Here is a 25521-nt window from a genome sequence, read left to right on the forward strand (position 1 = left end):
GATGCCCCAGGTGGACCCCGAACTGTTCGACCGCGGCCAGTTCCAGGCGGAACTGGCCCTCAAGGCGAGCCCTATCGCCGCTTTCAAGAAAGCCATCCGCCTGGCCGGCGAGGTGCTCGACAAGCGTTTCCGCGCCGGCGGCGACATTCGCCCGCTGATCGAGGCCCGTGCCTGGCTGGTCGACAATATCCTGCAACAGGCCTGGAACCAGTTCGACTGGGGGGACCACAGCGGCATCGCCCTGGTTGCGGTGGGTGGCTACGGGCGCGGTGAACTGCACCCGCATTCGGACATCGACCTGCTGATCCTCCTGGGCGCTGCCGATCATGAACAGTACCGCGATGCCATCGAACGGTTTCTGACCCTGCTGTGGGACATAGGCCTGGAAGTCGGCCAGAGCGTGCGTACCGTGGACGAGTGTGCCGAACAGGCCCGCGCCGACCTCACGGTGATCACCAACCTGATGGAAAGCCGCACCATCGCCGGCCCGGAGCCGTTGCGCCAACGCATGCTGGACGTGACCAGCACCGCGCACATGTGGCCGAGCAAGGAGTTCTTCCTGGCCAAACGCGCCGAACTCAAGGCCCGCCACCACAAGTACAACGACACCGAGTACAACCTGGAACCCAACGTCAAAGGGTCCCCTGGCGGCCTGCGCGATATCCAGACCGTACTGTGGGTGGCGCGCCGCCAATACGGCACCTTGAACCTGCTCGCACTGGCTGGCGAAGGCTTCCTGCTGGAAAGCGAGAACGAACTGCTGGCCTCGTCGCAGGACTTTCTATGGAAGGTGCGTTACGCCCTGCACATGCTGGCCGGCCGCGCCGAAGACCGCCTGTTGTTCGACCACCAGCGCAGCCTGGCCGAACTGCTGGGCTACCACGACGAGAACCCCAAGCGGGCGATCGAGCAGTTCATGACCCAGTACTACCGGGTGGTGATGAGCATCAGCCAGCTGTGCGACCTGATCATCCAGCACTTCGAGGAGGTCATCCTCGCCGACGAGGACAGTGGCAGCACCCAGCCGCTGAATGCGCGCTTCCGCCTGCATGACGGCTATATCGAGGCCACCCGGCCGAACGTGTTCAAGCGCACGCCGTTCGCCATGCTGGAGATGTTCGTGCTGATGGCCCAGCACCCGGAAATCAAGGGTGTACGCGCCGATACCGTGCGCCTGCTGCGCGAACACCGGCACCTGATCGACGACACGTTCCGCACCGACATCCGCAATACCAGCCTGTTCATCGAGCTGTTCAAGTGCGAGATCGGCATACACCGTAACCTGCGCCGAATGAACCGCTACGGCATCCTGGGGCGTTACCTGCCCGAGTTCGGCCTGATCGTCGGGCAGATGCAGCACGACCTGTTCCACATCTATACCGTGGATGCGCACACCCTCAACCTCATCAAGCACCTGCGCAAGCTGCAGTACACACCGGTGTCCGAGAAGTTTCCGCTGGCCAGCAAGCTCATGGGGCGCCTGCCCAAACCCGAGCTGATCTACCTGGCCGGCCTGTACCACGACATCGGCAAGGGCCGCCACGGTGACCACTCCGAACTCGGTGCGGTCGACGCGCAGAAGTTCTGCGAACGCCATCAACTGCCCGCGTGGGACAGCCGGCTGATCGTCTGGCTGGTGCTCAACCACCTGGTGATGTCTACCACCGCCCAGCGCAAGGACCTGTCCGACCCACAGGTGATCAACGACTTCGCCCTGCACGTCGGCGACGAAACGCGCCTGGACTACCTGTACGTGCTGACCGTGGCCGATATCAATGCCACCAACCCCAGCTTGTGGAACTCGTGGCGCGCCAGCCTGTTGCGCCAGCTTTACACCGAGACCAAGCGGGCCTTGCGCCGCGGCCTGGAAAACCCGCTGGACCGCGAAGAGCAGATTCGCCAAACCCAGTCTGCCGCCCTGGACATCCTGGTGCGCGAGGGCACCGACCCGGACGACGTCGAACAATTGTGGTCGCAGCTGGGCGATGACTACTTCCTCAAGCACACTGCGGCCGACGTGGCCTGGCACAGTGATGCGATCCTGCAGCAGCCCGCCGATGGCGGCCCGCTGGTGCTGATCAAGGAAACCACCCAGCGCGAGTTCGAGGGTGGCACGCAGATCTTCATCTACGCCCCGGACCAGCACGACTTCTTTGCGGTGACGGTAGCGGCCATGTCGCAGCTGAACCTGAACATTCACGACGCGCGAATCATCACCTCCAGCAGCCAGTTCACCCTCGACACCTACATCGTGCTGGACAACGACGGCGGCTCGATTGGCGACAACCCGCAACGGGTGCGGCAGATTCGCGACGGCCTGAGCGAAGCCTTGCGCAACCCCGAGAACTACCCGACCATCATTCAGCGCCGGGTGCCCCGCCAGCTCAAGCACTTCGACTTCCCGCCACAGGTGACCATCCTCAACGATGCCCAACGGCCGGTGACCATTCTGGAGATTACGGCCCCCGACCGCCCTGGCCTGCTGGCCCGGCTGGGGCGGATTTTCCTGGAGTTCGACCTGTCACTGCAGAACGCCAAGATCGCCACCCTCGGCGAACGGGTCGAAGACGTGTTCTTCATCACCGATGCCGACAACCAGCCGCTGTCCGACCCGCAACTGTGCAGCCGCCTGCAGGAAGCTATCGTGCAACAGCTGCAGGCCGGCCAAGGCAGCGACACCAGCCCGAGCCGCCTGACCATTTAACGATTAGACGATTGACGAGACCTTGCGCCGATGAACCATGCCTTGACCCAGCTTCAGCCCTACCCGTTCGAAAAGCTTCGCGCCCTGCTGGGCACCGTGAAGCCTGCGGCGGACAAACGCGCCATCGCCCTGTCGATCGGTGAGCCGAAGCACGAATCGCCGGCGTTCGTCGCCCGGGCCATGGCCGACAACCTCGACAAGCTGGCTGTCTATCCCAGCACCCTCGGCCTGCCGGCGCTGCGCCAGGCTATTGGCCAGTGGTGCGAGCAGCGGTTTGGCGTGCCCGCCGGCTGGCTCGACGCCGACCGTCATATCCTGCCGGTCAATGGCACCCGCGAGGCGCTGTTCGCCTTCACCCAGGCCGTGGTCAACCGCGCCGATGACGGCCTGGTGGTCAGCCCGAACCCGTTCTACCAGATCTATGAAGGCGCAGCCCTGCTAGCCGGTGCCACCCCACACTACCTGCCGTGCCTGGAAGCCAATGGCTTCAACCCGGACTTCGACGCCGTGCCGGCCGATGTCTGGCAGCGCTGCCAGATCCTGTTCCTGTGCTCGCCGGGCAACCCGACCGGGGCGCTGGTGCCCATGGACACCCTGAAAACGCTGATTGCCCTGGCCGACGAGCATGACTTCGTGATCGCCGCCGATGAGTGCTACAGCGAACTGTACTTCGACGAAGACGCCCCGCCGCCGGGCCTGTTGAGCGCTTGCGCGGAGCTGGGCCGCAGCGACTTCAAACGTTGCGTGGTCTTCCACAGCCTGTCCAAGCGCTCCAACCTGCCGGGCCTGCGCTCGGGCTTCGTTGCCGGCGACGCCGACATCATCAAGCCATTCCTGCTGTACCGTACCTACCACGGCTGCGCCATGCCGGTGCAAACCCAACTGGCGAGCATCGCCGCTTGGCAGGATGAAGCGCATGTGCGCGAAAACCGCGACCAGTACCGCGCCAAATACGATGCCGTGCTGGAGATCCTGCAGCCGGTACTGGACGTACAGCGCCCGGACGGCAGCTTCTACCTGTGGGCCAAGGTGCCTGGCGACGATGCCGAGTTCACCCGTGACCTGTTCGAAGCCCAGCATGTGACGGTGGTGCCGGGGTCTTACCTTTCGCGGGAAGTGGGTGGTGTGAACCCGGGGGCCGGGCGTGTCCGCATGGCCTTGGTTGCACCGCTGGCCGAGTGCATCGAAGCTGCCGAGCGCATTCGCGCGTTTCTGCAAAGCCGCTGACAGGATCGGGGGGCGGTTTGTACGCGGTTCCTGTGGGAGCGGGCGTGCCCGCGAACACCGGCGCAGCCGGTGCCAGACACCGCGTCGCCTGCTTCGCGGGCAAGCCCGCTCCCACAATGAATCGCGCAGGCTTTTCAAATTTGCAGAAAGACAGTTGCTCCTACCGGGGTAGGTGAGATACCTGTTGCTACAAGGCAGCCCCAGCGCTTTATTTGACCTGGCCCAGGTTCGCCTCACTCATGTCCAGCTCGCCCAGCACCTGCCGCACCACTTCATCGCCCACCTCGTGCTGACGATGCAGGTTGTACAGCTCCAGCCGCTGCGCCCTTAGCGCCCGCAGGCGCAAGCGGCGCTCCAGCAAATCCATCTGCTCGGCCAGCGCCTTGGCTTCGGCCGTGTCGTTATAACTGTCCAGCTCATCCCGGTACTCCGCCATCAGGCGCGCCTTCAGTTCCGTGGCCATGGTTGCCTGGTCTGCATCCTGCGGCGCACTGCTGTCGATCACTTCCTCCGCCTCCAAGGCATGGATCGCCGCTTCTGCCGTGCGCCGCCAGGCTTCCTGCACCTCCTGTTGCAAGCGCTCGTCGGCGCTTTTGGTCACCCCGCGCAGCAACAGCGGCAAGGCGATACAGGCGCTGACCAGCGACAGCAGGATCACCCCTGCCGCGATGAAAATCAGCAGGTCCCGTTCCGGGAACGCCTTGCCTGCCCCCATCAGCAATGGCACCGACATCACACCCGCCAGAGTCACTGCACCCCGCACGCCGCCGAAGGTCAGCAGCCAGCAGGAGCGCGCCGTAGGCACCAGCACCAGCGCCGGCTTACCGCGCCAGCGGCGCAGCACGCCGATCGCGCGCCAGATACTCTGCACCCAGATGAAACGCAGCAGGATCAGCGCGGCAAAAATCGCCAGCACATCCAGGCAGCGGTAGGCCAGGGTCGGCCACACGGTGGTTTCGTGGCTGACCACAGCCTTGATGATGTCCGGTAACTGCAGGCCCAGTAGCAGGAAAATCAGGCCATTGAAGGCGAACTCCAGCAGCGACCAGACGCTGCGGTTGAGCAGGCGGGTGCTGGTCTGGCGTGGCAGCAGGTCGAGCCAGCTCTGCATCATGCCGGCGGCCACTGCCGACAAAATGCCCGACACGCCCAGGCGCTCGGCCAGTACATAAGCCGCGAACGGCAACAGCAGCATGAACACGACATGGGTCGCAGGGTCGTCCCAGCCCCGGGTGATCATCCACATGCGCAGGCGGCCGATCAGCCAGCTCAGGGCCACGCCCACTGCCAGGCCCCCCAGTGCTACCAGCACGAAGCTGAAGCTGGCGTCGGCCAGCGAGAAGGCCCCGGTGATTGCCGCCGCCAGGGCGAACTTGAAGGTCACCAGGCCAGAGGCGTCGTTCATCAGCGCCTCGCCCTGCAGCATATGCATCAGCGGGGTGGGTAGGCGGTCCTGGGTAATGGCCGATACGGCAACGGCGTCGGTCGGCGACAACACGGCGGCCAAGGCGAAGGCCACCGGCAGCGGGATGCTGGGCATCAGCCAGTGAATGAAGTAACCGGCCCCGACCACAGTGAACAGCACCAGCCCTACCGCCAGCGCCACCACGGGCCCTCGAAGGCGCCACAGTTCGCGCTTGGGAATCCGCCAGCCATCGGCGAACAGCAGTGGCGGCAGGAACAGAAACAGGAACAGCTCGGGGTCCAGCGCCACATGCAGGCCCAGGGTCGGCCACGCCAGCAAGGCGCCAGCGGCGATCTGCACCAGCGGCAAGGGCAGCGGAATCAGGCGACCGACCAGTTTCGACAGGCTGACCAAGGTCAACAGGATGAGGACGGTGTAGGCGGACTGCATCCGGTAAGGCTTCCTTTATGAACCAGAAACGACAACAGGGCGAAACATCGCCATTGAAACAATATGTTAGCGGCGATCGGCGAACCGGGGCCGCTGCACGATAGTCGCAGGTGGCGGATGAATATGTAACATGATGATACTTCGGTTGGGTGGTTGGGCCTGCCGTGAGTCTTGCAGCGCCTGCGAGATCGCGCGCCGCCCGCGCGGCGCTCGATCTCATAAGCGATGCAAGACCCAAGACCTGCACATCTGCGCCGCCCGCAAAACCCAAGACAAGCACACCCGTGGCGCTCACATCTCCGTTCCCGCATAATCCCGCGACTGAAATCGAAAAACGGAGAGGTTGGGGCAACCTGTGATCCCCAATGCACACAATGACCTACACGCTCTACGGCATCAAAGCCTGCGACACCATGAAAAAAGCGCGTACCTGGCTCGAAGACCAGTCCATCGCCTACGAATTCCACGACTACAAGACCCAAGGCATCGACCGTGACAGCCTGAACCGCTGGTGCGACGAACACGGCTGGGAAGTCATCCTCAACCGTGCCGGCACCACGTTCCGCAAGCTGGAAGACGCCAGCAAGGCAGACCTCGACCAGGCCAAGGCCGTCGAGCTGATGCTGGCCCAGCCGTCGATGATCAAGCGCCCGGTGCTCGACCTTGGCGCGCGCACGTTGGTCGGCTTCAAGCCTGACCTGTACGCCGCAGCCTTCGCCTGAGCCCCTACCCTATTTCGCACGAGGTAATCACATGTCCAATACCCTGTTCAGCCTGGCCTTCGGTGTCGGCTCCCAGAACCGCCAGGGCGCCTGGCTGGAAGTGTTCTACGCACAACCCCTGCTCAACCCAAGCGCCGAACTGGTCGCCGCAGTCGCGCCTGTTCTTGGTTACCAGGGTGGCAACCAGGCCATCGCCTTCAGCAACGCCCAGGCCGCCCAACTGGCCGAAGCGGTGAAAGGCGTGGATGCCGCCCAGGCCGCGCTGCTGACCCGCCTGGCCGAAAGCCACAAGCCGCTGGTCGCCACCCTGCTGGCCGAAGACGCTGCGCTGGCTTCGACCCCCGAGGCCTACCTCAAGCTGCACCTGCTGTCGCACCGCCTGGTCAAGCCACACGGCGTGAGCCTGGCCGGCATCTTCCCGCTGCTGCCGAACGTGGCCTGGACCAACCAGGGTGCGGTCGACCTGAGCGAACTGGCCGAACTGCAACTCGAAGCACGCCTCAAAGGCGAGTTGCTGGAAGTGTTCTCGGTGGACAAGTTCCCGAAAATGACCGACTACGTGGTCCCCGCCGGCGTGCGTATCGCCGACACCGCCCGTGTGCGCCTGGGCGCCTACATTGGCGAAGGCACCACCATCATGCACGAAGGCTTCGTCAACTTTAACGCTGGCACCGAAGGCCCGGGCATGATCGAAGGCCGGGTTTCCGCTGGCGTATTCGTCGGCAAGGGCTCGGACCTGGGCGGCGGCTGCTCGACCATGGGCACCCTGTCCGGTGGCGGCAACATCGTCATCAAGGTCGGCGAAGGCTGCCTGATCGGCGCCAACGCCGGTATCGGTATCCCGCTGGGTGACCGCAACACCGTCGAAGCGGGCCTGTACATCACTGCCGGCACCAAGGTGAACCTGCTGGACGAAAACAACGAACTGGTCAAGGTGGTCAAGGCGCGTGACCTGGCAGGCCAGACCGACCTGCTGTTCCGCCGCAACTCGCTGAACGGCGCAGTGGAATGCAAGACCCACAAGTCGGCCATTGAGCTGAACGAAGCATTGCACGCCCACAACTGAGAACCTTGCACGGTTTGAGGTGTTAACATCGGGTCTGGCGCCAACACGCCAGACCCGTTTTTCATTCCAGGCCCCGCGATCATGTTCCAGCCCTCCCCCTGGCGTGCCGATTTCCCCGCCATCGACGCCCTGCAACGGCAGCACCAGACATACCTGGACAGCGCCGCCACTACCCAGAAGCCGCAAGCCTTGCTGGATGCTCTGGGCCATTACTACGCCCATGGCGCAGCCAACGTGCACCGCGCCCAGCACTTGCCCGGTGCACTGGCGACCCAGGCTTTCGAAACCAGCCGCAACAAGGTGGCCGCCTGGCTCAACGCCGCCGATGCCCGGCAAATCGTGTTCACCCATGGCGCCACTTCGGCGTTGAACCTGCTGGCCTATGGCCTGGAGCACCGCTTCGAGGCGGGCGACGAAATTGCCGTCAGCGCGCTGGAGCACCATGCCAACCTGCTGCCCTGGCAGCAACTGGCGCAGCGGCACGACCTGCGCCTGGTGGTACTGCCGCTGGACATTCACGGCCACATCGACCTGGACCAGGCCCTGCAGTTGGTAGGCCCACGCACCCGGGTACTGGCCGTCAGCCAGTTGTCCAACGTGCTGGGCACTTGGCAGCCGTTGCCTGCCCTGCTGGCCCATGCCCGTGCGCAAGGTGCGGTGACCGTGGTCGACGGCGCCCAGGGCGTGGTCCATGGGCGCCATGATGTGCAGCAGCTGGGCTGCGACTTCTATGTGTTTTCCAGCCACAAGCTGTATGGCCCGGACGGTGTCGGCGTGCTCTACGGCCGCAGCCAGGCTTTCGAGCTGCTGCGCCATTGGCAGTTTGGCGGTGAGATGGTGCAACTGGCCGACTACCATAGCGCCAGCTTCCGCCCGGCGCCGTTGGGTTTCGAAGCGGGCACCCCGCCCATTGCCGGGGTGATCGGCCTGGGCGCGACCCTTGCCTACCTGGCCAGCCTCGATAGCCACGCGGTCGCCGCCCACGAAACCAGCCTGCATCAGCAACTGCTGCGTGGCCTGGCCGACCGCGAGGGTATCCGGGTGCTGGGCACGCCACAGGCGGCGCTGGCCAGCTTCGTCATCGAAGGCGTGCACAATGCCGATATCGCCCACCTGCTCACCGAGCAGGGCATTGCCGTGCGTGCCGGGCACCACTGCGCCATGCCGCTGTTGAAGGGGCTGGGCCTGGAGGGTGCGATCCGTGTGTCGTTGGGCTTGTACAACGACAGCAGCGACCTGCAGCGCTTCTTCGACGCGCTGGACCAAGGCCTGGAGTTGTTGCGATGAGCCTGCCGGAACAGGCGCTACAGGCGCTGGCCGCGTTCGAACAGGGCAAGGGCTGGGAACAGCGTGCTCGCTTGCTGATGCAATGGGGCGACCGGCTGGAGCCGCTGGCTGCCAACGAAAAAACCGAGGCCAACCGGGTGCACGGTTGCGAAAGCCTGGTGTGGCTGGTGGCCGAGCAGGCCGATGGCGCATGGCGGTTCAAGGCCGGTAGCGATGCCCGTTTGTTACGCGGGCTGCTGGCCTTGTTGCTGGTGCGGGTGCAGGGTTTGACCAGCGGTGAACTGCTGGCGCTCGACCTGCGGGGTTGGTTCAGCCAGCTGGGGCTGGAGCGCCAGCTGTCGCCATCGCGCAGCAATGGGCTGCATGCGGTGTTGCAGCGCATGGCAGAGCTGGTGGTCAAACGTTAACTGGGGTGGGGGCCAACATCGTCGGGGGCGCTGCGCGCCCCATCGCGACACGAGGCCGCTCCTACAGGGATTTACACGGGCTTGACCCGCTCCGATGGCCGTCGCGCACCGGCCACCAGTTTCTCTATCGCCTTGCTCGCCGCCACCATGCCAAAGGTGGCGGTCACCATCATCACCGCGCCAAAGCCGCCGGCACAATCCAGCCGCACGCCTTCGCCAACGAAGCTTTTCTGCAGGCACACGCTGCCATCGCCTTTGGGGTAACGCAGCTGCTCACTGGAAAACACACACGGCACGCCATAGTTGCGGCTGACATTGCGCGAGAAGTTGTAGTCACGCCGCAACGTGGAGCGGACCCGCGAGGCCAGCGGATCGTTGAAGGTCTTGTTGAGGTCGGCGATCTGGATCTGCGTGGGGTCGATCTGCCCGCCGGCCCCCCCGGTGGTGACGATGGCGATCTTGCGCCGGCGGCACCAGGCGATCAGCGCGGCCTTGGCCATGACGCTGTCGATGCAGTCGATCACGCAGTCCAGGTGTTCGGTGATGTACTCGACCATGGTGTCGCGGGTGACGAAATCGGCGACTGCATGCACCGTGCAGGCCGGGTTGATCGCCCGCAGGCGCTCGGCCATGACCTCGACCTTGGGGCGCCCCACCTGCCCTTCCAGGGCGTGGGCCTGGCGGTTGGTGTTGCTGACGCAGACATCGTCCAGGTCGAACAGGGTGATTTCGCCCACGCCACTGCGCGCCAGCGCTTCGGCCACCCACGAACCCACCCCGCCAATCCCGACCACCGCCACATGGGCCTGGCCCAGGCGTTGCAGGCCTTGATCGCCGTACAGCCGGGCAACGCCGGCGAAGCGTGGATCTTCTGTACTCATGTTCATACCCTAAAAAACCGGCGCGCATTATATGCCAGCGAGCCCAAGGCCTGCACCGTTAGGAAATGGACTACTAACCCTGCTTTAATGTCCTATCACTTCGACAGAAATGGACGACAATGTCTTCACGTAAATTCGGCCTGAACCTGGTTGTGGTGCTGGCCATCGCTGCGTTGTTCACCGGCTTCTGGGCGCTGATCAATCGCCCGGTTTCCGCGCCCGCCTGGCCAGAACAAATCTCTGGCTTCTCGTATTCGCCGTTCCGCCTGGGTGAAAGCCCGCAAAAGGGCCAGTACCCCAGTGACGAAGAAATGCGTCAAGACCTGGAACAACTGAGCAAACTGACCGACAGCATCCGCATTTACACCGTGGAAGGCACCCAGGCAGACATCCCACGGCTGGCCGAGGAGTTCGGCCTGCGGGTGACACTGGGCATCTGGATCAGCCCCGACCTCGAACGCAACGAGCGGGAAATTGCCACCGCCATCGAGTTGGCCAATACCTCGCGCAGCGTGGTGCGCGTAGTGGTGGGTAACGAGGCGCTGTTCCGCGAAGAAGTGACACCGGAAAACCTCATCAAGTACTTGGACAGGGTGCGTGCCGCGGTCAAGGTCCCGGTAACCACCAGTGAGCAATGGCATATCTGGAAGGAACACCCGGAGCTGGCCAGGCACGTCGACCTGATTGCCGCGCACATCCTGCCTTACTGGGAATTCGTGCCGATGAAAGACTCGGTGGAGTTCGTGCTCGACCGTGCCCGCGAGCTGAAGCAGCAGTTCCCGCGCAAGCCGCTGTTGCTGTCGGAGGTCGGCTGGCCGAGCAATGGCCGCATGCGCGGGGGTGCCGATGCCACCCAGGCCGATCAGGCCATCTACCTGCGCACCTTGGTCAACACGCTCAACCGCCGTGGCTACAACTATTTTGTCATCGAAGCCTATGACCAGCCTTGGAAGGCCAGTGACGAAGGCTCGGTAGGCGCTTACTGGGGCGTTTACAACGCGGAGCGCCAGCAGAAGTTCAACTTCGAGGGGCCCGTGGTGGCGATTCCGCAGTGGCGCGCCCTGGCGGTCGCGTCGGTGGTGCTGGCCATGATCGCGCTGATGGTGCTGTTCATCGACGGCTCGGCCTTGCGCCAACGCGGCCGGACCTTCCTGACGTTCATCACCTTCCTGTGCGGGTCGGTGCTGGTGTGGATCGCCTACGACTACAGCCAGCAATACAGCACCTGGTTCAGCCTGACCGTCGGCGTGTTGCTGGCGCTCGGCGCATTGGGGGTGTTCATCGTGCTGCTCACCGAAGCGCATGAACTGGCCGAGGCGGTGTGGATCCACAAGCGCCGCCGCGAGTTCCTGCCGGTACAGGCCGACAGCGCCTACCGGCCCAAGGTGTCGGTGCATGTACCGTGCTACAACGAGCCGCCAGAAATGGTCAAGCAGACCCTCGACGCCCTGGCCGCGCTGGATTACCCCGATTATGAAGTGCTGGTGATCGACAACAACACCAAGGACCCGGCCGTGTGGGAACCGCTCAAGGCCCATTGCGAAAAGCTCGGCGAACGGTTCAAGTTCTTCCACGTCGCGCCCTTGGCTGGCTTCAAGGGTGGCGCGCTGAACTACCTGATCCCGCACACCGCGCCAGACGCCGAAGTGATCGCGGTGATCGACTCGGACTACTGCGTCGACCGCAACTGGCTCAAGCACATGGTGCCGCACTTCGCCGACCCGAAAATTGCCGTGGTGCAGTCGCCGCAGGACTACCGCGACCAACACGAAAGTGCATTCAAGAAGCTGTGCTACAGCGAATACAAGGGCTTCTTCCACATCGGCATGGTCACCCGCAACGACCGTGACGCGATCATCCAGCATGGCACCATGACCATGACCCGGCGCAGCGTGCTGCAAGAACTGGGCTGGGCCGAGTGGTGTATCTGCGAGGACGCCGAACTGGGCCTGCGTGTGTTCGAAAAGGGCCTGTCGGCCGCTTATGCCCACAACAGTTATGGCCAGGGCTTGATGCCCGACACGTTCATCGATTTCAAGAAACAGCGCTTCCGCTGGGCATACGGTGCCATCCAGATCATCAAGCACCACGCCGGCGCCCTGCTGCGCGGCACGGGTAGCCAGCTGACGCGCGGCCAGCGCTACCACTTCCTGGCCGGCTGGCTGCCCTGGATCGCCGATGGCATGAACATTTTCTTCACCATCGGGGCGCTGCTGTGGTCGGCCGCGATGATCATCGTGCCGCACCGGGTCGACCCGCCACTGATGATTTTCGCCATCCCGCCGCTGGCGCTGTTCTTCTTCAAGGTCGGCAAGATCCTGTTCCTCTACCGGCGTGCGGTGGGGGTGAACATGAAGGATGCCTTCGCGGCGGCGCTGGCGGGGCTGGCGCTGTCGCATACCATCGCCAAAGCGGTGCTGTACGGGTTCTTCACCAGCAGCATGCCGTTCATCCGCACGCCAAAGCATGCCGACAGCCATGGTTTGCTGGTGGCGATTGCCGAGGCGCGCGAGGAACTGTTCATCATGCTGCTGTTGTGGGGCGCAGCGCTGGGTATCTACCTGGTGCAGGGGCTGCCGAGCTCGGACATGCGCTTCTGGATGGCCATGCTGCTGGTGCAGTCGTTGCCGTACGTGGCGGCACTCGTGATGGCGCTGCTGTCGTCGCTGCCCAAGCCTGCGCACAAGGCTGCCGAGGCGCAACAGGCTTGAGATGTTGGGGGCGCTTGGCGCCCCTTTCGCGACTGGTTTGCTATAAGATAACGCCCCTCAGATTTCCCCGCCTTGCCTTGCCCCGGAGTTCCCCATGACGGCCCCTGCCGAGCTCTCGCCTACCCTTCAACTGGCCTGCGACCTGATCCGTCGCCCCTCCGTCACCCCCGTCGACGCCGATTGCCAGGCGCAAATGATGAACCGCCTCGGCGCCGTGGGCTTCCAGCTCGAGCCGATGCGCATCGAAGACGTCGACAATTTCTGGGCGACCCATGGCCAGCAGGAAGGCCCGGTACTGTGCTTCGCCGGCCACACCGACGTGGTGCCCACCGGCCCGGTGCAGCAATGGCAATATGAACCGTTCGATGCGCTGATCGACGCCGACGGCATGCTCTGCGGCCGCGGCGCAGCCGACATGAAAGGCAGCCTGGCCTGCATGGTGGTTGCCAGCGAACGCTTCGTGCAGGATTACCCCGACCACCGCGGCAAGGTCGCCTTCCTGATCACCAGCGATGAGGAAGGCCCGGCCCACTACGGCACCAAGGCTGTGGTCGAACGCCTCAAAGCACGTAACCAGCGCCTGGACTGGTGCATCGTCGGCGAACCGTCCAGCACCACCCTGCTGGGTGACGTGGTCAAGAACGGCCGCCGTGGCTCGCTGGGCGCCAAGCTGACCGTGCGCGGCAAACAGGGCCATGTGGCCTACCCGCACCTGGCGCGCAACCCCATTCACCTGGCCGCACCGGCCCTGGCGGAGCTGGCAGCCGAGCACTGGGACGAAGGCAATGCATTCTTCCCGCCGACCAGCTTCCAGATCTCCAACCTCAACTCCGGCACCGGTGCCACCAATGTGGTCCCGGGCGAGCTGACTGCGCTGTTCAATTTCCGGTTCTCCACCGAGTCCACCGTCGAAGGCCTGCAGGCGCGGGTGTCGGCGATCCTCGACAAGCACGAACTGGACTGGTCGATCGACTGGGCGCTGTCAGGCCTGCCGTTCCTCACCGAGCCGGGCGAGCTGCTGGGTGCCATTTCGGCCAGCATCAAAGGTGTCACCGGCCGCGACACCCAACCGTCGACCAGCGGCGGCACGTCCGATGGCCGCTTCATCGCCACCCTGGGCACCCAGGTGGTCGAGCTGGGCCCGGTCAACGCCACCATCCACCAGGTGGACGAGCGGATTCTGGCCAGCGACCTCGACCTGCTGACAGAAATCTACTACCAGACCCTGGTCCGGTTGCTCGCCTGATGCTTGCCTGCCCCCTTTGCCAGGCGCCGCTGGCGCAAGTCGACAACGGCGTGGCCTGCCCGGCAGGCCACCGCTTCGACCGGGCCCGCCAGGGCTACCTGAACCTGCTGCCGGTGCAGCACAAGAACAGCCGTGACCCGGGTGACAACCAGGCCATGGTCGAGGCGCGTCGCGACTTTCTCGACGGCGGCCACTACGCGCCGGTGGCCCAGCGCCTGGCCGAACTGGCCGCCGAGCGCCAGCCCGGTGCCTGGCTGGACATTGGCTGCGGCGAGGGTTACTACACCGCGCAGTTGGCCCAGGCCCTGCCCGCGGCCGACGGTTACGCCCTGGATATCTCCCGCGAGGCGGTCAAGCGTGCCTGCCGCCGCGCACCGGCTGTCACCTGGATGGTCGCCAGCATGGCCCGCGTGCCGCTGGCCGATGCCAGCTGCCAGTTCATCGCCAGCGTATTCAGCCCGCTGGACTGGGCCGAAGCCAAACGCCTGCTCAGCCCCGGCGGTGGCCTGATGCGGGTAGGCCCGACCAGCGGCCACCTGATGGAACTGCGTGAAGTGCTCTACGATGAAGTACGCCCTTACGCCGACGACAAGCACCTGGCCCTGGTCCCCGAGGGCATGGTCCATGCCCACAGCGAAACCCTGGCGTTGCGCCTGAGCCTGGCAGCCCCCAAGGCCCGCGCCGACCTGCTGGCCATGACCCCACACGGCTGGCGCGCCAGCGCCGAAAAACGTGCACGGGTAATCGACCAGCCCGAGCCGTTCGAGGTAACGGTTTCCATGCGTTATGACTATTTTGTGCGCCAAGACTGAGCACACCCGGAGCCCTTATGCGCCAACCTGATATCGAGATCTACCTGAAGGACGCCGACGTCGACCACAAACAGATTGCCGGGTGGCTTGCCCAGGCGATCGGCCCGTGCAGCGAATGGAAGCAGAAAGGCCAGACCTTCAAATGCCAGGCCGGTAACATTCCGGTCACTTGGTTACCGAAGGCTGTAGGGAAATGGAACAGCCTGTACCTGGAAAGCGACCAGACCCCCTGGGCCGACGATATTGCCTGCGCCCGCGCTGCATTCGCCGCACTGGGGGTGGAAGTACGCTGCGCACCGGGTGGCTGGGTCGAGGAAGACGGCGAGGAGGATGCCGACCGCTGGGTCCGCATCAGCGCCGACGGCGAAGAGGAAATCACCTGGCGTACGTCTTGAGCTTGAAGCTTCAAGCTGCAAGTTTCAAGAAGGCTCGCATCAGGCTGCAAGTACACGGTCACTTGCAGCTTGAAGCTTATAGCTTAAGGCTCAGAGGCCTACCACGTCTTCGGCTTGCAGGCCTTTCTGGCCCTGCACGCAGGCGTATTCCACCCGCTGCCCTTCAACCAGGGTACGATGCCCCTCACCGCGAATCGCCCGATAGTGGACGAATACATCCGCACCACCTTCGCGCTGAATGAAGCCATAACCCTTGGCATCGTTGAACCACTTTACATTCCCAGTTTCACGAGACGACATCTGTACTACTCCGGTTTTTTATTGTGAAGATCGCCGTGCAGGCATGGGCGTACCTGCCCCGTGCCAACGCCGCTTGCCGAAATAACCTGCAAGTGGCAGGCCGAGTATATGCCACAGCACAAAAAAAATTGATGACGGTCCCGCTGTTGGCCGATTTTTGCTGAACTTACGCACATACGGCAGACTAATTAACTGGATACTCACCTGAACATCACACCCAGGGCACACACCCCATGACCCGTTCCCCCCTGCGCCGCCTGATTTTCGGCGCCCTGCGTCGCCTGTTGTACCTGTGGGTGCGCTCCGAAACCATCAACCAGTCGGCCATGTCGTTGAACCTGGACCGCAGCCGGCCAGTGATCTACGCCTTGCCTACCCCGGCGCTCACCGACCTGGTCGTACTCGACCACGAGTGCACCAAGGCAGGGCTGCCGCGCCCGGTGCTGCCGGTAACGGTCGGTCCGCTGCAGGAACCCGCTGCGTTCTTCTACCTGACCCCCGACCCCGACTGGCTGGGCCGCCAGGACAAGCGTGGCGCCCCGCCCACCCTCGAGCGCCTGGTAGCTGCCGTTACCCAGCATGCCGAGGAAGATGCGCAGATCATTCCAGTCAGCGTGTTCTGGGGCCAGACCCCGGCCAGCGAGTCCAGCCCGTGGAAACTGCTGTTTGCCGACAGTTGGGCAGTGACCGGGCGTTTGCGGCGGCTGCTGACCGTACTGATACTCGGGCGCAAGACCCGCGTGCAGTTCTCTGCCCCCATCCACCTGCGCGAACTGGTGCAGCACAACAAAGGCCACGAACGCACCGTGCGCATGGCCCAGCGCCTGATGCGCGTGCATTTTCGCAACCTCAAGACCGCGGTCATCGGCCCCGACCTTTCGCACCGCCGCAACCTGGTCAAGGGGCTGGTTCATGCACCGCTGGTGCGCCAGGCCATCGCCGAGGAGGCGCAGCGCGAAAACCTGCCGCTGGCCAAGGCCGAAGCCCAGGCCTTGCGCTACGGCAACGAGATTGCCTCTGACTACACCTACACTGCCATCCGCTTCCTGGAGGTGGTGCTCAGCTGGTTCTGGAACAAGATCTACGACGGCATCAAGGTCAACCACATCGAGCAGGTGCAGGGCATCGCGCCCGGCCACGAAGTGATCTACGTGCCCTGCCACCGCAGCCATATCGACTACCTGCTGCTGTCGTACCTGCTGTTCCGCAACGGCCTCACGCCACCCCACGTGGCCGCGGGCATCAACCTCAACATGCCGGTGGTCGGCAACCTGCTGCGCCGTGGCGGGGCGTTCTTCATGCGCCGCACCTTCAAGGGCAACCCCCTGTATACCGCGGTATTCAACGAATACCTGCACACCCTGTTCACCAAGGGGTTCCCGGTGGAGTACTTCGTCGAAGGCGGCCGTTCCCGTACCGGGCGCATGCTGCAACCGCGCACCGGGATGCTGGCCATTACCCTGCGCAGCTTCCTGCGTTCGTCGCGCACGCCCATCGTGTTCGTGCCGGTCTACATCGGCTATGAACGCGTGCTAGAAGGCCGCACCTACCTGGGCGAGCTGCGCGGTGCCAGCAAGAAGAAAGAGTCGGTATTCGATATCTTCAAGGTGTTCGGCGCGCTGAGGCAGCGCTTTGGCCAGGTGTCGGTCAACTTTGGCGAGCCGATCCGCCTGGCCGGCTTCCTCGACGAGCAACAACCCGGCTGGCGTGAGCAGGAGCATGGCCCGCAATACCGCCCGGATTGGCTCAATGCCACTACCCATCGCCTGGGTGAGACCGTGGCCCGCCACCTCAACGAGGCGGCGGCCATCAACCCGGTCAACCTGGTGGCCATGGCATTGCTATCCACCAGCCGCCTGGCCCTGGATGAACGCGCCCTGGTCCGCGTGCTCGACCTGTACCTGGCCCTGCTGCGCCAGGTGCCCTACTCGCCGCACATCACCCTGCCCGAGGGTGACGGCCAGGCCTTGATCCAACACGTGCGCGGCATGAACCTGGTCGCCGAGCAGAAGGACGCCCTGGGCCGCATCCTGTACCTGGATGAAGGCAATGCGGTGCTGATGACCTACTACCGCAACAACGTGCTGCACATCTTCGCCCTGCCGGCGCTGCTGGCCAGCTTCTTCCTCAGCAGCTCGCGCATGAGCCGCGAACTGTTGGGGCAGTATGTGCACGCGCTGTACCCGTATTTGCAGGCCGAACTGTTCCTGCGCTGGGCGCCGCAGCAATTGGACGACGTTATCGACCAGTGGCTGGCGGCGCTGGTCGAGCAAGGCCTGCTGCGCCAGGACAACGACATCTATGTGCGCCCGCCGCCCAGCTCGCGGCAGTTCGTGCTGCTGACCCTGCTGGCCCGCACAATCACCCAGACGCTGCAGCGTTTCTACATGGCCACATCCCTGCTGCTCAACAGTGGGCAGAACAGCCTCAGCGCCGAAGCGCTGGAAGACCTGTGCGTGATGATGGCCCAGCGCCTGTCGATCCTGCATGGCCTGAACGCCCCAGAGTTTTTCGACAAGACGCTGTTCCGCCACTTCATCCAGACCTTGCTCCAGCAAGGCGTGCTGCATGCCGATACCCAAGGCAAGCTGGGTTACCACGACAAGCTCGGCGAACTGGCCGAGGGCGTGGCCAAGCGCGTGCTGTCGGCCGAGCTGCGCCTGTCCATCCGCCAGGTGGCGCTGCATCGCGACGAGCCTTCAGAGGTGGTGCAAGGGTAGCTTTTCTGTCTGCCGCCAGGCCTTGAGAGGGGACAGCATCGCCGTGCTTTCCCCCTCTCAAGGAGCATCACCATGAACCAGATCAAATCGATCGACGTCGAAATCGTTTGTTCCAGCGACAACTACCTGCCAGCCTCCGCCCAGGTGCTACTGAGCCTGCTCGACGTGTCCCGTGCCGACGCGCCGGCCGTCAGCCAGGCCGAGCTGCGCCTTCAGTGCGCCGGTGTACTGCCGATCAAGCTGCAACTGGCCTGCGACCTCAGCCAGCTCGACCCGCGCGGTAGCTACGTGCTGGCCGTGCGCATCGAGCAGAACGGGCAACTGCAGTTCATCAACACCACCCATCACGCCGTAAACCCTCACACCTTGTCTGGCACCGAACGCGTGGTGGTCGATAACGTGGCGACGCCCCCGGTCGTGCTCCATGATTGATTAGGGAAAATCCGCTAAAGTCCCTGGGGTTGGCCACAAGCCGGCTCCAAGGACAACGGAGATTCCATGAAAAAGCTCTTTATGCTGTGTTGCGCATCCCTGCTCGCAGCCTGCTCCAGCCAAACCCCGCCCGCCCAGGCCAGCCTGGATGGCGAAGTCTTCTACCTGCAGCGCATTGCCCTGCCCCCGGCCGCCACCCTGAGCGTCGAACTGCAGGACGTGTCGTTGCTGGACGCCCCGGCAGTGACCCTGGCCCGCCAGGCCGGCCCGGTCAAAGGCAACGTGCCGCTGCCGTTCCACCTCACCTACGATCCGCGCCAGGTCAAACCCGGCCACCGCTATGCGCTGAGCGCGCGCATCGAGCTGAGCGGCAAACTGCTGTTCATCAATACCGAACACCATGGCGTGCTGCTCGACGGCTCCGACCCGCAACCCGTGCGCGTCAAGCTCGACCAGGTTCGCTGATACCCGTATTCATCTGTTTACAAGGAACGCTTCATGATCCGCACTTCCCTGCGCTTCACCATCCTGTGCGCCGGCCTGCTGCTGTCGGCCAGCGCGCTGGCCCTGTCGCTGGGCGACCTGAGCCAGAAGGACGCCACCGGCGGCCTGAAAGATGCCCTCACCCAAGGCGCGCAACTGGCGGTCAAGCAACTGAGCACCCCAGGCGGCTTCAGCAACAACCCGGACGTGCGTATCGAACTGCCGGGCAACCTGGGCAAGGCCGCCAAAGCGATGAAGATGTTCGGCAAGGGCGAACAGGTCGAAGCCCTGGAAGCCAGCATGAACAAGGCCGCCGAAAAGGCCGTGCCGCAGGCTCAGGCGATTCTGGTAGACGCCGTGAAGAACATGAGCGTGACCGACGCCAAGGGCATTCTCAGCGGCGGTGACGACTCCGCCACCCAGTACCTGAACAAGAGCAGCCGCGAGCAGATTCGGGCCAAGTTCCTGCCGGTCGTCAAGCAGGCCACCGACCAGGTTGGCGTGGCTCAGCAGTACAACGCCTTCGCCGCGCAGGCCAAAGGCCTGGGGCTGGTCAAGGATGACGCCAACATCGAGAACTACGTGACCGAGAAGGCGCTGGACGGCCTGTTCGAGATGATCGGCAAGCAAGAGCAGAACATTCGCCAGAACCCGGCCGCCGCAGCTACCAGCCTGGCCAAGAAGGTCTTCGGCACGCTCTGATAACGCGTGGTGCCACAGCAGCGGTCTGCGTGAACCCGCGCGGCCGCTGCCTCTGCGTCGTTTTGGCTGTACCGCCTTTCCCCGCTCCCTCGGCCAACAGCAAGGTGCAGGATGGCGGCTCTTTTCGACGAGGAGTTTCCGTTATGCCCTCCACCCCACATTTCCAGATCTTCATCGACTGCGAAAGCCAAGACCGGATAACACCGGACGCTTCGGCGAGTTACGTATTGGTCCTGAGTGAAAAACTGGAGGGCTTCGGCGCTGCCAAAGGCAGCTCCGTCCTGCAGCCCGTGCTTACCCTCGAGCAGCAAGGCGAACTGGCGCTGCCCCAGACCTTCAGTTTCATGATCGATGGGGCAACGCTCAAGGAAGGCCATGCTTACCAGGTGAGCCTGCGCTACCAGGCCACCAACGGTAGCCCGCACGGCAAGCGCCTGGCCTGGAAAGAGACTTTCGTCGCTCAGGACCAAGCCCGTATTGCACCTGCCGCCGTCAGCGGCCATGGCCCGTGCAAAGGCCGCACCAACAGCTGCCTGAGCTGGTAAGGGCCGGCGCCTTCAACACCCAGGGCGCAAGCTGCCTGCACGCTCGCGCCTGGGTCTTCAACGCTGCTTTACCCTGAACCAGGCCGCGTACAACGCCGGCAGGAACAACAACGTCAGCACAGTGGCCACGATCAGGCCACCCATGATCGCGACCGCCATCGGCCCGTAGAACACGCTACGCGACAGTGGGATCATGGCCAGCACCGCGGCCAGCGCGGTCAGCACGATCGGCCGGAAGCGCCGCACCGTGGCCTCGATGATCGCTTGCCAGCGGTCCATCCCTGCCGCAATGTCCTGCTCGATCTGGTCAACCAGAATCACCGAATTGCGCATGATCATCCCCGCCAGGGCAATGGTGCCGAGCATGGCGACAAAGCCGAACGGCTGGCGGAACACCAGCAGGAACAGGGTCACGCCGATCAACCCCAACGGCGCGGTCAGGAACACCATCAGCGTGCGTGAGAAGCTGCGCAGCTGGATCATCAGCAAGCTCAACACCACCACGATGAACAGCGGCATGCCAGCGTTCACCGATTTCTGCCCGCGTTCGGCATCTTCCACCGTGCCGCCCACTTCCAACAGGTAACCGTCGGGCAGCTTGGCGCGGATGCCCTGCAAAGATGGCAGAATCTGCTTCACCAGTGTCGCAGGTTGCGCCTTGTCGTAGATGTCTGCCCGCACGGTCACCGTCGGCAGGCGGTTACGGTGCCAGATGATGCCCTCCTCGAAGCCATACTCCAGGGTCGCGACCTGCGACAGCGCCACGCTCTGGCCGTTGTCGGTCGGCAACGCCAGGCTGCCCAGGTTGCCCAGCTCGCTGCGCTCCTGCAGCGTACCGCGCAGCAGTATCTCGATCAGCTCGTTGTCTTCGCGGTACTGGCTGGCGGTGGTGCCGGTCAGCGAACTTTGCAGGAAACTCGCCAGGTGCGCGGTGCTCACGCCCAGCGCACGGGCACGGTCCTGGTCGATGCTCAGAAACACCGCCTTGCTCGGTTCCTCCCAGTCCAGGTGCACATTCACCACATGCGGGTTCTCGCGTACCTTGGCCGCCACCTCACGGGCCAGTGCCCGCGCCTTCTCGATATGCTCGCCCGTGACGCGGAACTGCACCGGGTAACCCACGGGCGGGCCGTTTTCCAGGCGGGTGACCCGGGCGCGCAACTCGGGGAACTGCTGGTCCACCGTGGCGATCAGCCAGCTGCGCAGGCGCTCGCGGTCGTCCATCGACTTGGCCAGTACCACGAACTGGGCGAAGCTGGCGGCCGGCAGTTGCTGGTCCAGCGGCAGGTAGAAGCGCGGCGAACCGGTGCCCACGTAGGCCACATAGTTGTCGATGCCATCCTGCTGCGCGAGCAGCACCTCCATTTGCTTGACGCGCTCGGCGGTATTGGCCAGCGATGCACCTTCGGCCAGCTTCAGGTCGACCATCAGTTCCGGGCGCCCGGACGCCGGGAAGAACTGCTGGGGCACGAAGCGGAACAGCAGGAGGCTGCCGATGAAGGCCGCGATGGTCAGCAGGATCACCGTTTTGCGGCGCCGTACACACCACGCCACAACCCGCCGCACACGCTGGTAGAACGGCGTGGCATAAGGGTCTGGCGCCTGGCCATGACGGGCCGCGTGCAGCCGGGCCAGGTCGGGCAGCAGGCGCTCGCCCAGGTAAGGCACGAACACCACGGCGACCAGCCACGATGCCAGCAAGGCAATGGTCACCACCTGGAAGATCGAGCGGGTGTATTCGCCGGTGCTGGAGGCCGCCGTAGCGATGGGCAAAAAGCCCGCTGCGGTGATCAGGGTGCCGGTGAGCATCGGGAAGGCCGTGCTGCTCCAGGCGTAACTGGCCGCCTTGAGGCGGTCGTAGCCCTGCTCCATCTTGATCGCCATCATTTCCACGGCAATGATCGCATCGTCTACCAGCAAGCCCAGGGCCAGTACCAGCGCCCCCAGCGAAATCTTGTGCAGGCCGATGCCAAAGTAATGCATGGCCGCGAAGGTCATGGCCAGCACCAGGGGGATGGCCAGCGCCACCACCAGGCCGGTCCGCAGGCCCAGGGAGAAGAAGCTGACCAGCAGCACGATGACCAGCGCCTCGGCCAGCACCTGCACGAACTCGCCCACACCGGCCTTGACCGCCGCGGGCTGGTCCGAGACCTTGCGCAACTCCATGCCGGCCGGCAGGTTGTGCGCCAGGCGTTCGAACTCGCTTTCCAGCGCCTTGCCCAGCACCAGGATGTCGCCGCCATCCTTCATCGACACCGCCAGGCCAATGGCCTCTTCGCCCATGAAGCGCATGCGCGGTGCGGGTGGGTCATTGAAGCCACGGTACACTTCGGCGACATCGCCAATGCGGAAGGTGCGGTCGCCCACCCGAATCGGGAACTGGCGAATCTGCTCGACGCTGTCGAAGCGACCACTTACCCGCAGTTGCAGGCGCTCGCTGGGGGTTTCGAAGAAGCCGGCGGTGCTGACCGCATTCTGTTCGCGCAGGGCGTTCTGCACCGCTTGCAGCGGCACCCCCAGGGTAGCCAGCTTGAGGTTGGACAGTTCGATCCAGACTTTCTCGTCCTGCAAGCCGATCAGCTCGACCTTGCCCACGTCCTTGACCCGCTGCAGCTGGATCTGGATCCGGTCGGCATAGTCCTTGAGCACGGCGTAGTCGAAGCCCTTGCCGGTCAGTGCATAGATATTGCCGAAGGTAGTGCCGAATTCGTCGTTGAAGAAGGGGCCCTGGATTTCCGGCGGCAAGGTATGGCGAATGTCCGCGACCTTCTTGCGGATCTGATACCACAGCTCGGGAATGTCCTTGGAGTGCAGCGAGTCGCGGGCCATGAACGTGACCTGCGATTCGCCAGGCCGGGAAAACGAGACAATCCGCTCGTACTCACCGGTTTCCATCAGCTTTTTCTCGATGCGCTCGGTTACCTGGCGCGCCACTTCCTCGGCCGTGGCACCGGGCCACAGGGTACGAATGACCATGGCCTTGAAGGTGAACGGCGGGTCTTCGCTCTGGCCCAGCTTGGTGTAGGACATGGCGCCAATGGCCGCCAGCAGGATCATCAGGAACAGGACGATCTGGCGGTTGCGCAGCGCCCAGGCAGAAAGGTTGAAACCCATCGGGACTTACTCCTTGGCCGTCAGGTTCACTACGCGGTTGCTGCGGTCGACGGGGCGTACCTGCTGCCCCTCACGCAATACATGGCCACCGGCGGCCACCACCCAGTCATCGGCGGCCAGCCCATCGAGCACGGGCACGCTATCGTTGCCGTACGCACCCAGGCGCACCACGGCCCGCTCCAGGCGGCTGTCCTTGTTCACCCGCCAGACATAGGCCTGGCCGTCCTCGGCGGTGACCGCCGACAGCGGTACAGACAATGGGATCAGGCCTTCGGTAGCAATGAATACCCGGGCGCTCTGGCCCAGTTCGGCCGGGGCAGCCGACGTGGTGAAGGCGATGCGGGCGGCGAAGGTGCGCGAGCGCGGATCGGCCGCGGGTGACAGCTCGCGGATGCGCCCCTGGAAGCGCGCCTGCGGGTGCGACCACAGCTCCACACTCACCGGTTGGCCGATGGCGACCCGGGCGAACTGCTGCTCTGGCAGGGCGATGGCCACCTCGCGCTCACCATCGGCGGCGAGGGTGAAGGCGGTTTGCCCAGCGGCAACCACCTGGCCCACTTCCACGTGGCGCTTGGCAATCACCCCGGCCTGGGGCGCACGCAATACGGCATAGGCTGCCTGGTTCCCGGCCACGTCGAACTGCGCCTTGGCCTGCTTCAGGCGGGCCAGGCCGGCACGGTAGAGGTTTTCGGCATTGTCATATTGAGAATGGCTGACCATTTGCCGGTCCAGCAGCTTCTGGTAGCGATCACGCTCGGTGCGCACCAGTGCCAGGTTGGCTTCGGCGGCGGCCAGTTGTGCGCGGTTAGCTTCCAGTTGCAGGCGTACGTCCTGCGGGTCCAGCTCGGCCAGCGGCTGCTCGGCCTTGACCCGCTGCCCTTCTTCGACCAGCCGCTTGCTGACCTTGCCGGCAATACGGAACGCCAGTTCCGGCTCGAAGCGCGCACGCACCTCACCGGGGTAACTGGCGGCCCCCGCTTCGGCTGGCTGCGGCTGCACCACCAACGCCGGGCGCGGGGCGGCGGGGGCGGCGGCTTCCTGTTCACACGCCGCCAGAAGCACGGCGACGGCGGCGGGCAACGCGATTGACAAGGCCTGGCGCAACATGATGAATCCTTTCGCAGAGGGTACTTCGAATATTTGTACTGGCGGGTATATTAAGTCAGGGAACTGCTGCCGAGAAGCCAGCGTCGATAAGAATCACCTGACGATGGCTACGAGCACTGCTGGAAACCGCTCCAGCCGGTAATATGAGAGCTTGATCAACCACATGCAGACCACAATGCCCAACGACGCACCCATCGGCCCAGGCCGGCCCAAGGACCTGGCCAAGCGCGAGGCTATTCTCGAAGCTGCCAAGTCGCTGTTCTTAAGCCTTGGCTACGCCAACACCAGCATGGATGCGGTCGCTGCGGCGGCAGGTGTTTCTAAGCTCACCGTGTACAGCCACTTCACCGACAAGCAGACGCTGTTCTGTTCAGCGGTCATGGCCACTTGCCAGATCCAGCTGCCGGACCTGTTGTTCGAGTACCCAGTCGGTGCGCAGGTCGAAGACGTGCTGCTGAATATCGCCCGTGGTTTCCAGGCGCTGATCAGCAGTGACGAAGCGGTCAAGCTCAGCCGCCTGATCATGGCCCAAGGCAGCCTGGACCCGAGCTTTGGCCAGTACTTCTACGAAGCCGGGCCCAAGCGCGTGCTGGCAGGGATGGAAGCGCTGCTGCGCGGGGCGGATGAGCGCGGGCTGTTGCGCATCGACAACCCGCTGCGTGCGGCGGAGCACTTCTTCTGCCTGGTCAAGGGGGCACCGGATTACCGCTTGCTGCTGGGGTGCGCGGGGCCGCTGCAGGGCGACGAGGCCGAGGCGCATGTGCGCGAGGTGGTGGGGGTGTTCTTGCGAGCGTACCGACCCTGA

At 64.2% G+C, this 25521-nt stretch carries 21 protein-coding genes; 16 read left to right on the top strand and 5 right to left on the bottom strand.

Features of this window, described 5'->3' with window-relative positions:
- Position 1: 1 nt before the first annotated feature.
- Positions 2-2704, top strand: a complete 2703-nt coding sequence (locus EGJ22_RS03870) for a [protein-PII] uridylyltransferase (RefSeq protein WP_054890071.1) — start codon at positions 2-4, stop codon at positions 2702-2704.
- A 30-nt stretch (positions 2705-2734) separates the two neighbouring features.
- Positions 2735-3931 carry a succinyldiaminopimelate transaminase gene (dapC, locus tag EGJ22_RS03875; protein WP_125920127.1) on the top strand — a complete coding sequence of 399 codons (1197 nt, stop codon included), beginning with the start codon at positions 2735-2737 and terminating at the stop codon, positions 3929-3931.
- 208 nt (positions 3932-4139) lie between these two features.
- On the opposite strand, the gene EGJ22_RS03885 is transcribed toward dapC, so the two are convergent.
- On the bottom strand, positions 4140-5786 hold the full coding sequence (locus EGJ22_RS03885) for a Na+/H+ antiporter (RefSeq protein ID WP_009686958.1): 1647 nt from the start codon (positions 5784-5786) through the stop codon (positions 4140-4142).
- A gap of 374 nt (positions 5787-6160) precedes the next feature.
- Between EGJ22_RS03885 and EGJ22_RS03890 the strand changes: the two genes are divergently transcribed.
- The 4 genes from EGJ22_RS03890 (at position 6161) to EGJ22_RS03905 (ending at position 9268) form a co-directional block, all read left to right on the top strand.
- Positions 6161-6508, top strand: coding sequence for an ArsC family reductase (locus EGJ22_RS03890; protein WP_009686959.1), 348 nt, complete (start codon positions 6161-6163; stop codon positions 6506-6508).
- A 31-nt stretch (positions 6509-6539) separates the two neighbouring features.
- On the top strand, positions 6540-7574 hold the full coding sequence (gene dapD / locus EGJ22_RS03895; protein WP_009686960.1) for a 2,3,4,5-tetrahydropyridine-2,6-dicarboxylate N-succinyltransferase: 1035 nt from the start codon (positions 6540-6542) through the stop codon (positions 7572-7574).
- Positions 7575-7655: 81 nt separating this feature from the next.
- A complete protein-coding gene (locus EGJ22_RS03900; RefSeq protein WP_125920128.1) occupies positions 7656-8861 on the top strand; it encodes a cysteine desulfurase in 1206 nt (401 codons plus the stop codon).
- Positions 8858-9268, top strand: coding sequence for a SufE family protein (locus EGJ22_RS03905; RefSeq protein ID WP_125920129.1), 411 nt, complete (start codon positions 8858-8860; stop codon positions 9266-9268). Before EGJ22_RS03900 ends, EGJ22_RS03905 begins: the two co-directional genes overlap by 4 nt.
- Before the next feature lie 71 nt (positions 9269-9339).
- On the opposite strand, the gene tcdA is transcribed toward EGJ22_RS03905, so the two are convergent.
- Positions 9340-10149 carry a tRNA cyclic N6-threonylcarbamoyladenosine(37) synthase TcdA gene (gene tcdA / locus EGJ22_RS03910; RefSeq protein WP_009686964.1) on the bottom strand — a complete coding sequence of 270 codons (810 nt, stop codon included), beginning with the start codon at positions 10147-10149 and terminating at the stop codon, positions 9340-9342.
- 119 nt (positions 10150-10268) lie between these two features.
- Here tcdA and EGJ22_RS03915 point away from each other — a divergent pair, with 119 nt between their 5' ends.
- The 4 genes from EGJ22_RS03915 (at position 10269) to EGJ22_RS03930 (ending at position 15313) form a co-directional block, all read left to right on the top strand.
- Positions 10269-12860 (top strand): glycosyltransferase, encoded by a 2592-nt coding sequence (locus EGJ22_RS03915; RefSeq protein WP_029885084.1) that lies wholly within the window; start codon positions 10269-10271, stop codon positions 12858-12860.
- A 94-nt stretch (positions 12861-12954) separates the two neighbouring features.
- Positions 12955-14106 (top strand): succinyl-diaminopimelate desuccinylase, encoded by a 1152-nt coding sequence (gene dapE / locus EGJ22_RS03920; protein WP_009686966.1) that lies wholly within the window; start codon positions 12955-12957, stop codon positions 14104-14106.
- Positions 14106-14918: a putative RNA methyltransferase gene (locus EGJ22_RS03925; protein ID WP_047150000.1), complete on the top strand. Its 813-nt coding sequence runs from the start codon at positions 14106-14108 to the stop codon at positions 14916-14918. The genes dapE and EGJ22_RS03925 overlap by 1 nt, the downstream gene beginning before the upstream one ends.
- Positions 14919-14935: 17 nt before the next feature.
- The gene (locus EGJ22_RS03930; protein WP_009686969.1) at positions 14936-15313 is read left to right on the top strand and encodes a hypothetical protein; all 378 of its coding nucleotides are present in this window, start codon (positions 14936-14938) and stop codon (positions 15311-15313) included.
- 90 nt (positions 15314-15403) lie between these two features.
- On the opposite strand, the gene EGJ22_RS03935 is transcribed toward EGJ22_RS03930, so the two are convergent.
- Positions 15404-15613 (bottom strand): cold-shock protein, encoded by a 210-nt coding sequence (locus EGJ22_RS03935; protein WP_003252255.1) that lies wholly within the window; start codon positions 15611-15613, stop codon positions 15404-15406.
- A gap of 233 nt (positions 15614-15846) precedes the next feature.
- Here EGJ22_RS03935 and plsB point away from each other — a divergent pair, with 233 nt between their 5' ends.
- The 5 genes from plsB (at position 15847) to EGJ22_RS03960 (ending at position 20495) form a co-directional block, all read left to right on the top strand.
- The gene (gene plsB / locus EGJ22_RS03940) at positions 15847-18333 is read left to right on the top strand and encodes a glycerol-3-phosphate 1-O-acyltransferase PlsB (RefSeq protein WP_009686970.1); all 2487 of its coding nucleotides are present in this window, start codon (positions 15847-15849) and stop codon (positions 18331-18333) included.
- 72 nt (positions 18334-18405) lie between these two features.
- Positions 18406-18765, top strand: coding sequence for a YbaY family lipoprotein (locus tag EGJ22_RS03945; protein ID WP_009686971.1), 360 nt, complete (start codon positions 18406-18408; stop codon positions 18763-18765).
- Positions 18766-18831: 66 nt separating this feature from the next.
- Positions 18832-19230, top strand: coding sequence for a YbaY family lipoprotein (locus EGJ22_RS03950; RefSeq protein WP_125920130.1), 399 nt, complete (start codon positions 18832-18834; stop codon positions 19228-19230).
- 33 nt (positions 19231-19263) lie between these two features.
- A complete protein-coding gene (locus tag EGJ22_RS03955; protein WP_009686973.1) occupies positions 19264-19950 on the top strand; it encodes a DUF4197 domain-containing protein in 687 nt (228 codons plus the stop codon).
- Between the two features lie 143 nt (positions 19951-20093).
- The gene (locus tag EGJ22_RS03960; RefSeq protein ID WP_009686974.1) at positions 20094-20495 is read left to right on the top strand and encodes a hypothetical protein; all 402 of its coding nucleotides are present in this window, start codon (positions 20094-20096) and stop codon (positions 20493-20495) included.
- Between the two features lie 57 nt (positions 20496-20552).
- On the opposite strand, the gene EGJ22_RS03965 is transcribed toward EGJ22_RS03960, so the two are convergent.
- Together EGJ22_RS03965 and EGJ22_RS03970 are read right to left on the bottom strand one after the other, a co-directional pair.
- The gene (locus tag EGJ22_RS03965) at positions 20553-23609 is read right to left on the bottom strand and encodes an efflux RND transporter permease subunit (protein WP_125920131.1); all 3057 of its coding nucleotides are present in this window, start codon (positions 23607-23609) and stop codon (positions 20553-20555) included.
- Positions 23610-23615: 6 nt separating this feature from the next.
- Positions 23616-24716: an efflux RND transporter periplasmic adaptor subunit gene (locus EGJ22_RS03970; RefSeq protein ID WP_125920132.1), complete on the bottom strand. Its 1101-nt coding sequence runs from the start codon at positions 24714-24716 to the stop codon at positions 23616-23618.
- Positions 24717-24879: 163 nt separating this feature from the next.
- On the opposite strand from EGJ22_RS03970, the gene EGJ22_RS03975 reads away from it, so the two are divergent.
- Positions 24880-25521, top strand: coding sequence for a TetR/AcrR family transcriptional regulator (locus EGJ22_RS03975; RefSeq protein WP_033691401.1), 642 nt, complete (start codon positions 24880-24882; stop codon positions 25519-25521).

The organism is Pseudomonas sp. p99-361 (genome assembly GCF_003935475.1).
Classification (GTDB): domain Bacteria; phylum Pseudomonadota; class Gammaproteobacteria; order Pseudomonadales; family Pseudomonadaceae; genus Aquipseudomonas; species Aquipseudomonas juntendi.

Coding starts and splice junctions, on each gene's coding strand:
- EGJ22_RS03960 (WP_009686974.1), top strand. CDS start 20,094: ATGCCCTCCACCCCACATTTCCAGATCTTCATCGACTGCGAAAGCCAA.
- EGJ22_RS03965 (WP_125920131.1), bottom strand. CDS start 23,609: ATGGGTTTCAACCTTTCTGCCTGGGCGCTGCGCAACCGCCAGATCGTC.
- EGJ22_RS03915 (WP_029885084.1), top strand. CDS start 10,269: ATGTCTTCACGTAAATTCGGCCTGAACCTGGTTGTGGTGCTGGCCATC.
- EGJ22_RS03950 (WP_125920130.1), top strand. CDS start 18,832: ATGAAAAAGCTCTTTATGCTGTGTTGCGCATCCCTGCTCGCAGCCTGC.
- EGJ22_RS03905 (WP_125920129.1), top strand. CDS start 8,858: ATGAGCCTGCCGGAACAGGCGCTACAGGCGCTGGCCGCGTTCGAACAG.
- EGJ22_RS03870 (WP_054890071.1), top strand. CDS start 2: ATGCCCCAGGTGGACCCCGAACTGTTCGACCGCGGCCAGTTCCAGGCG.
- EGJ22_RS03885 (WP_009686958.1), bottom strand. CDS start 5,786: ATGCAGTCCGCCTACACCGTCCTCATCCTGTTGACCTTGGTCAGCCTG.
- dapC (WP_125920127.1), top strand. CDS start 2,735: ATGAACCATGCCTTGACCCAGCTTCAGCCCTACCCGTTCGAAAAGCTT.
- dapD (WP_009686960.1), top strand. CDS start 6,540: ATGTCCAATACCCTGTTCAGCCTGGCCTTCGGTGTCGGCTCCCAGAAC.
- EGJ22_RS03890 (WP_009686959.1), top strand. CDS start 6,161: ATGACCTACACGCTCTACGGCATCAAAGCCTGCGACACCATGAAAAAA.
- EGJ22_RS03935 (WP_003252255.1), bottom strand. CDS start 15,613: ATGTCGTCTCGTGAAACTGGGAATGTAAAGTGGTTCAACGATGCCAAG.
- tcdA (WP_009686964.1), bottom strand. CDS start 10,149: ATGAGTACAGAAGATCCACGCTTCGCCGGCGTTGCCCGGCTGTACGGC.
- EGJ22_RS03900 (WP_125920128.1), top strand. CDS start 7,656: ATGTTCCAGCCCTCCCCCTGGCGTGCCGATTTCCCCGCCATCGACGCC.
- EGJ22_RS03955 (WP_009686973.1), top strand. CDS start 19,264: ATGATCCGCACTTCCCTGCGCTTCACCATCCTGTGCGCCGGCCTGCTG.
- EGJ22_RS03975 (WP_033691401.1), top strand. CDS start 24,880: ATGCAGACCACAATGCCCAACGACGCACCCATCGGCCCAGGCCGGCCC.
- EGJ22_RS03930 (WP_009686969.1), top strand. CDS start 14,936: ATGCGCCAACCTGATATCGAGATCTACCTGAAGGACGCCGACGTCGAC.
- dapE (WP_009686966.1), top strand. CDS start 12,955: ATGACGGCCCCTGCCGAGCTCTCGCCTACCCTTCAACTGGCCTGCGAC.
- EGJ22_RS03925 (WP_047150000.1), top strand. CDS start 14,106: ATGCTTGCCTGCCCCCTTTGCCAGGCGCCGCTGGCGCAAGTCGACAAC.
- EGJ22_RS03945 (WP_009686971.1), top strand. CDS start 18,406: ATGAACCAGATCAAATCGATCGACGTCGAAATCGTTTGTTCCAGCGAC.
- EGJ22_RS03970 (WP_125920132.1), bottom strand. CDS start 24,716: ATGTTGCGCCAGGCCTTGTCAATCGCGTTGCCCGCCGCCGTCGCCGTG.
- plsB (WP_009686970.1), top strand. CDS start 15,847: ATGACCCGTTCCCCCCTGCGCCGCCTGATTTTCGGCGCCCTGCGTCGC.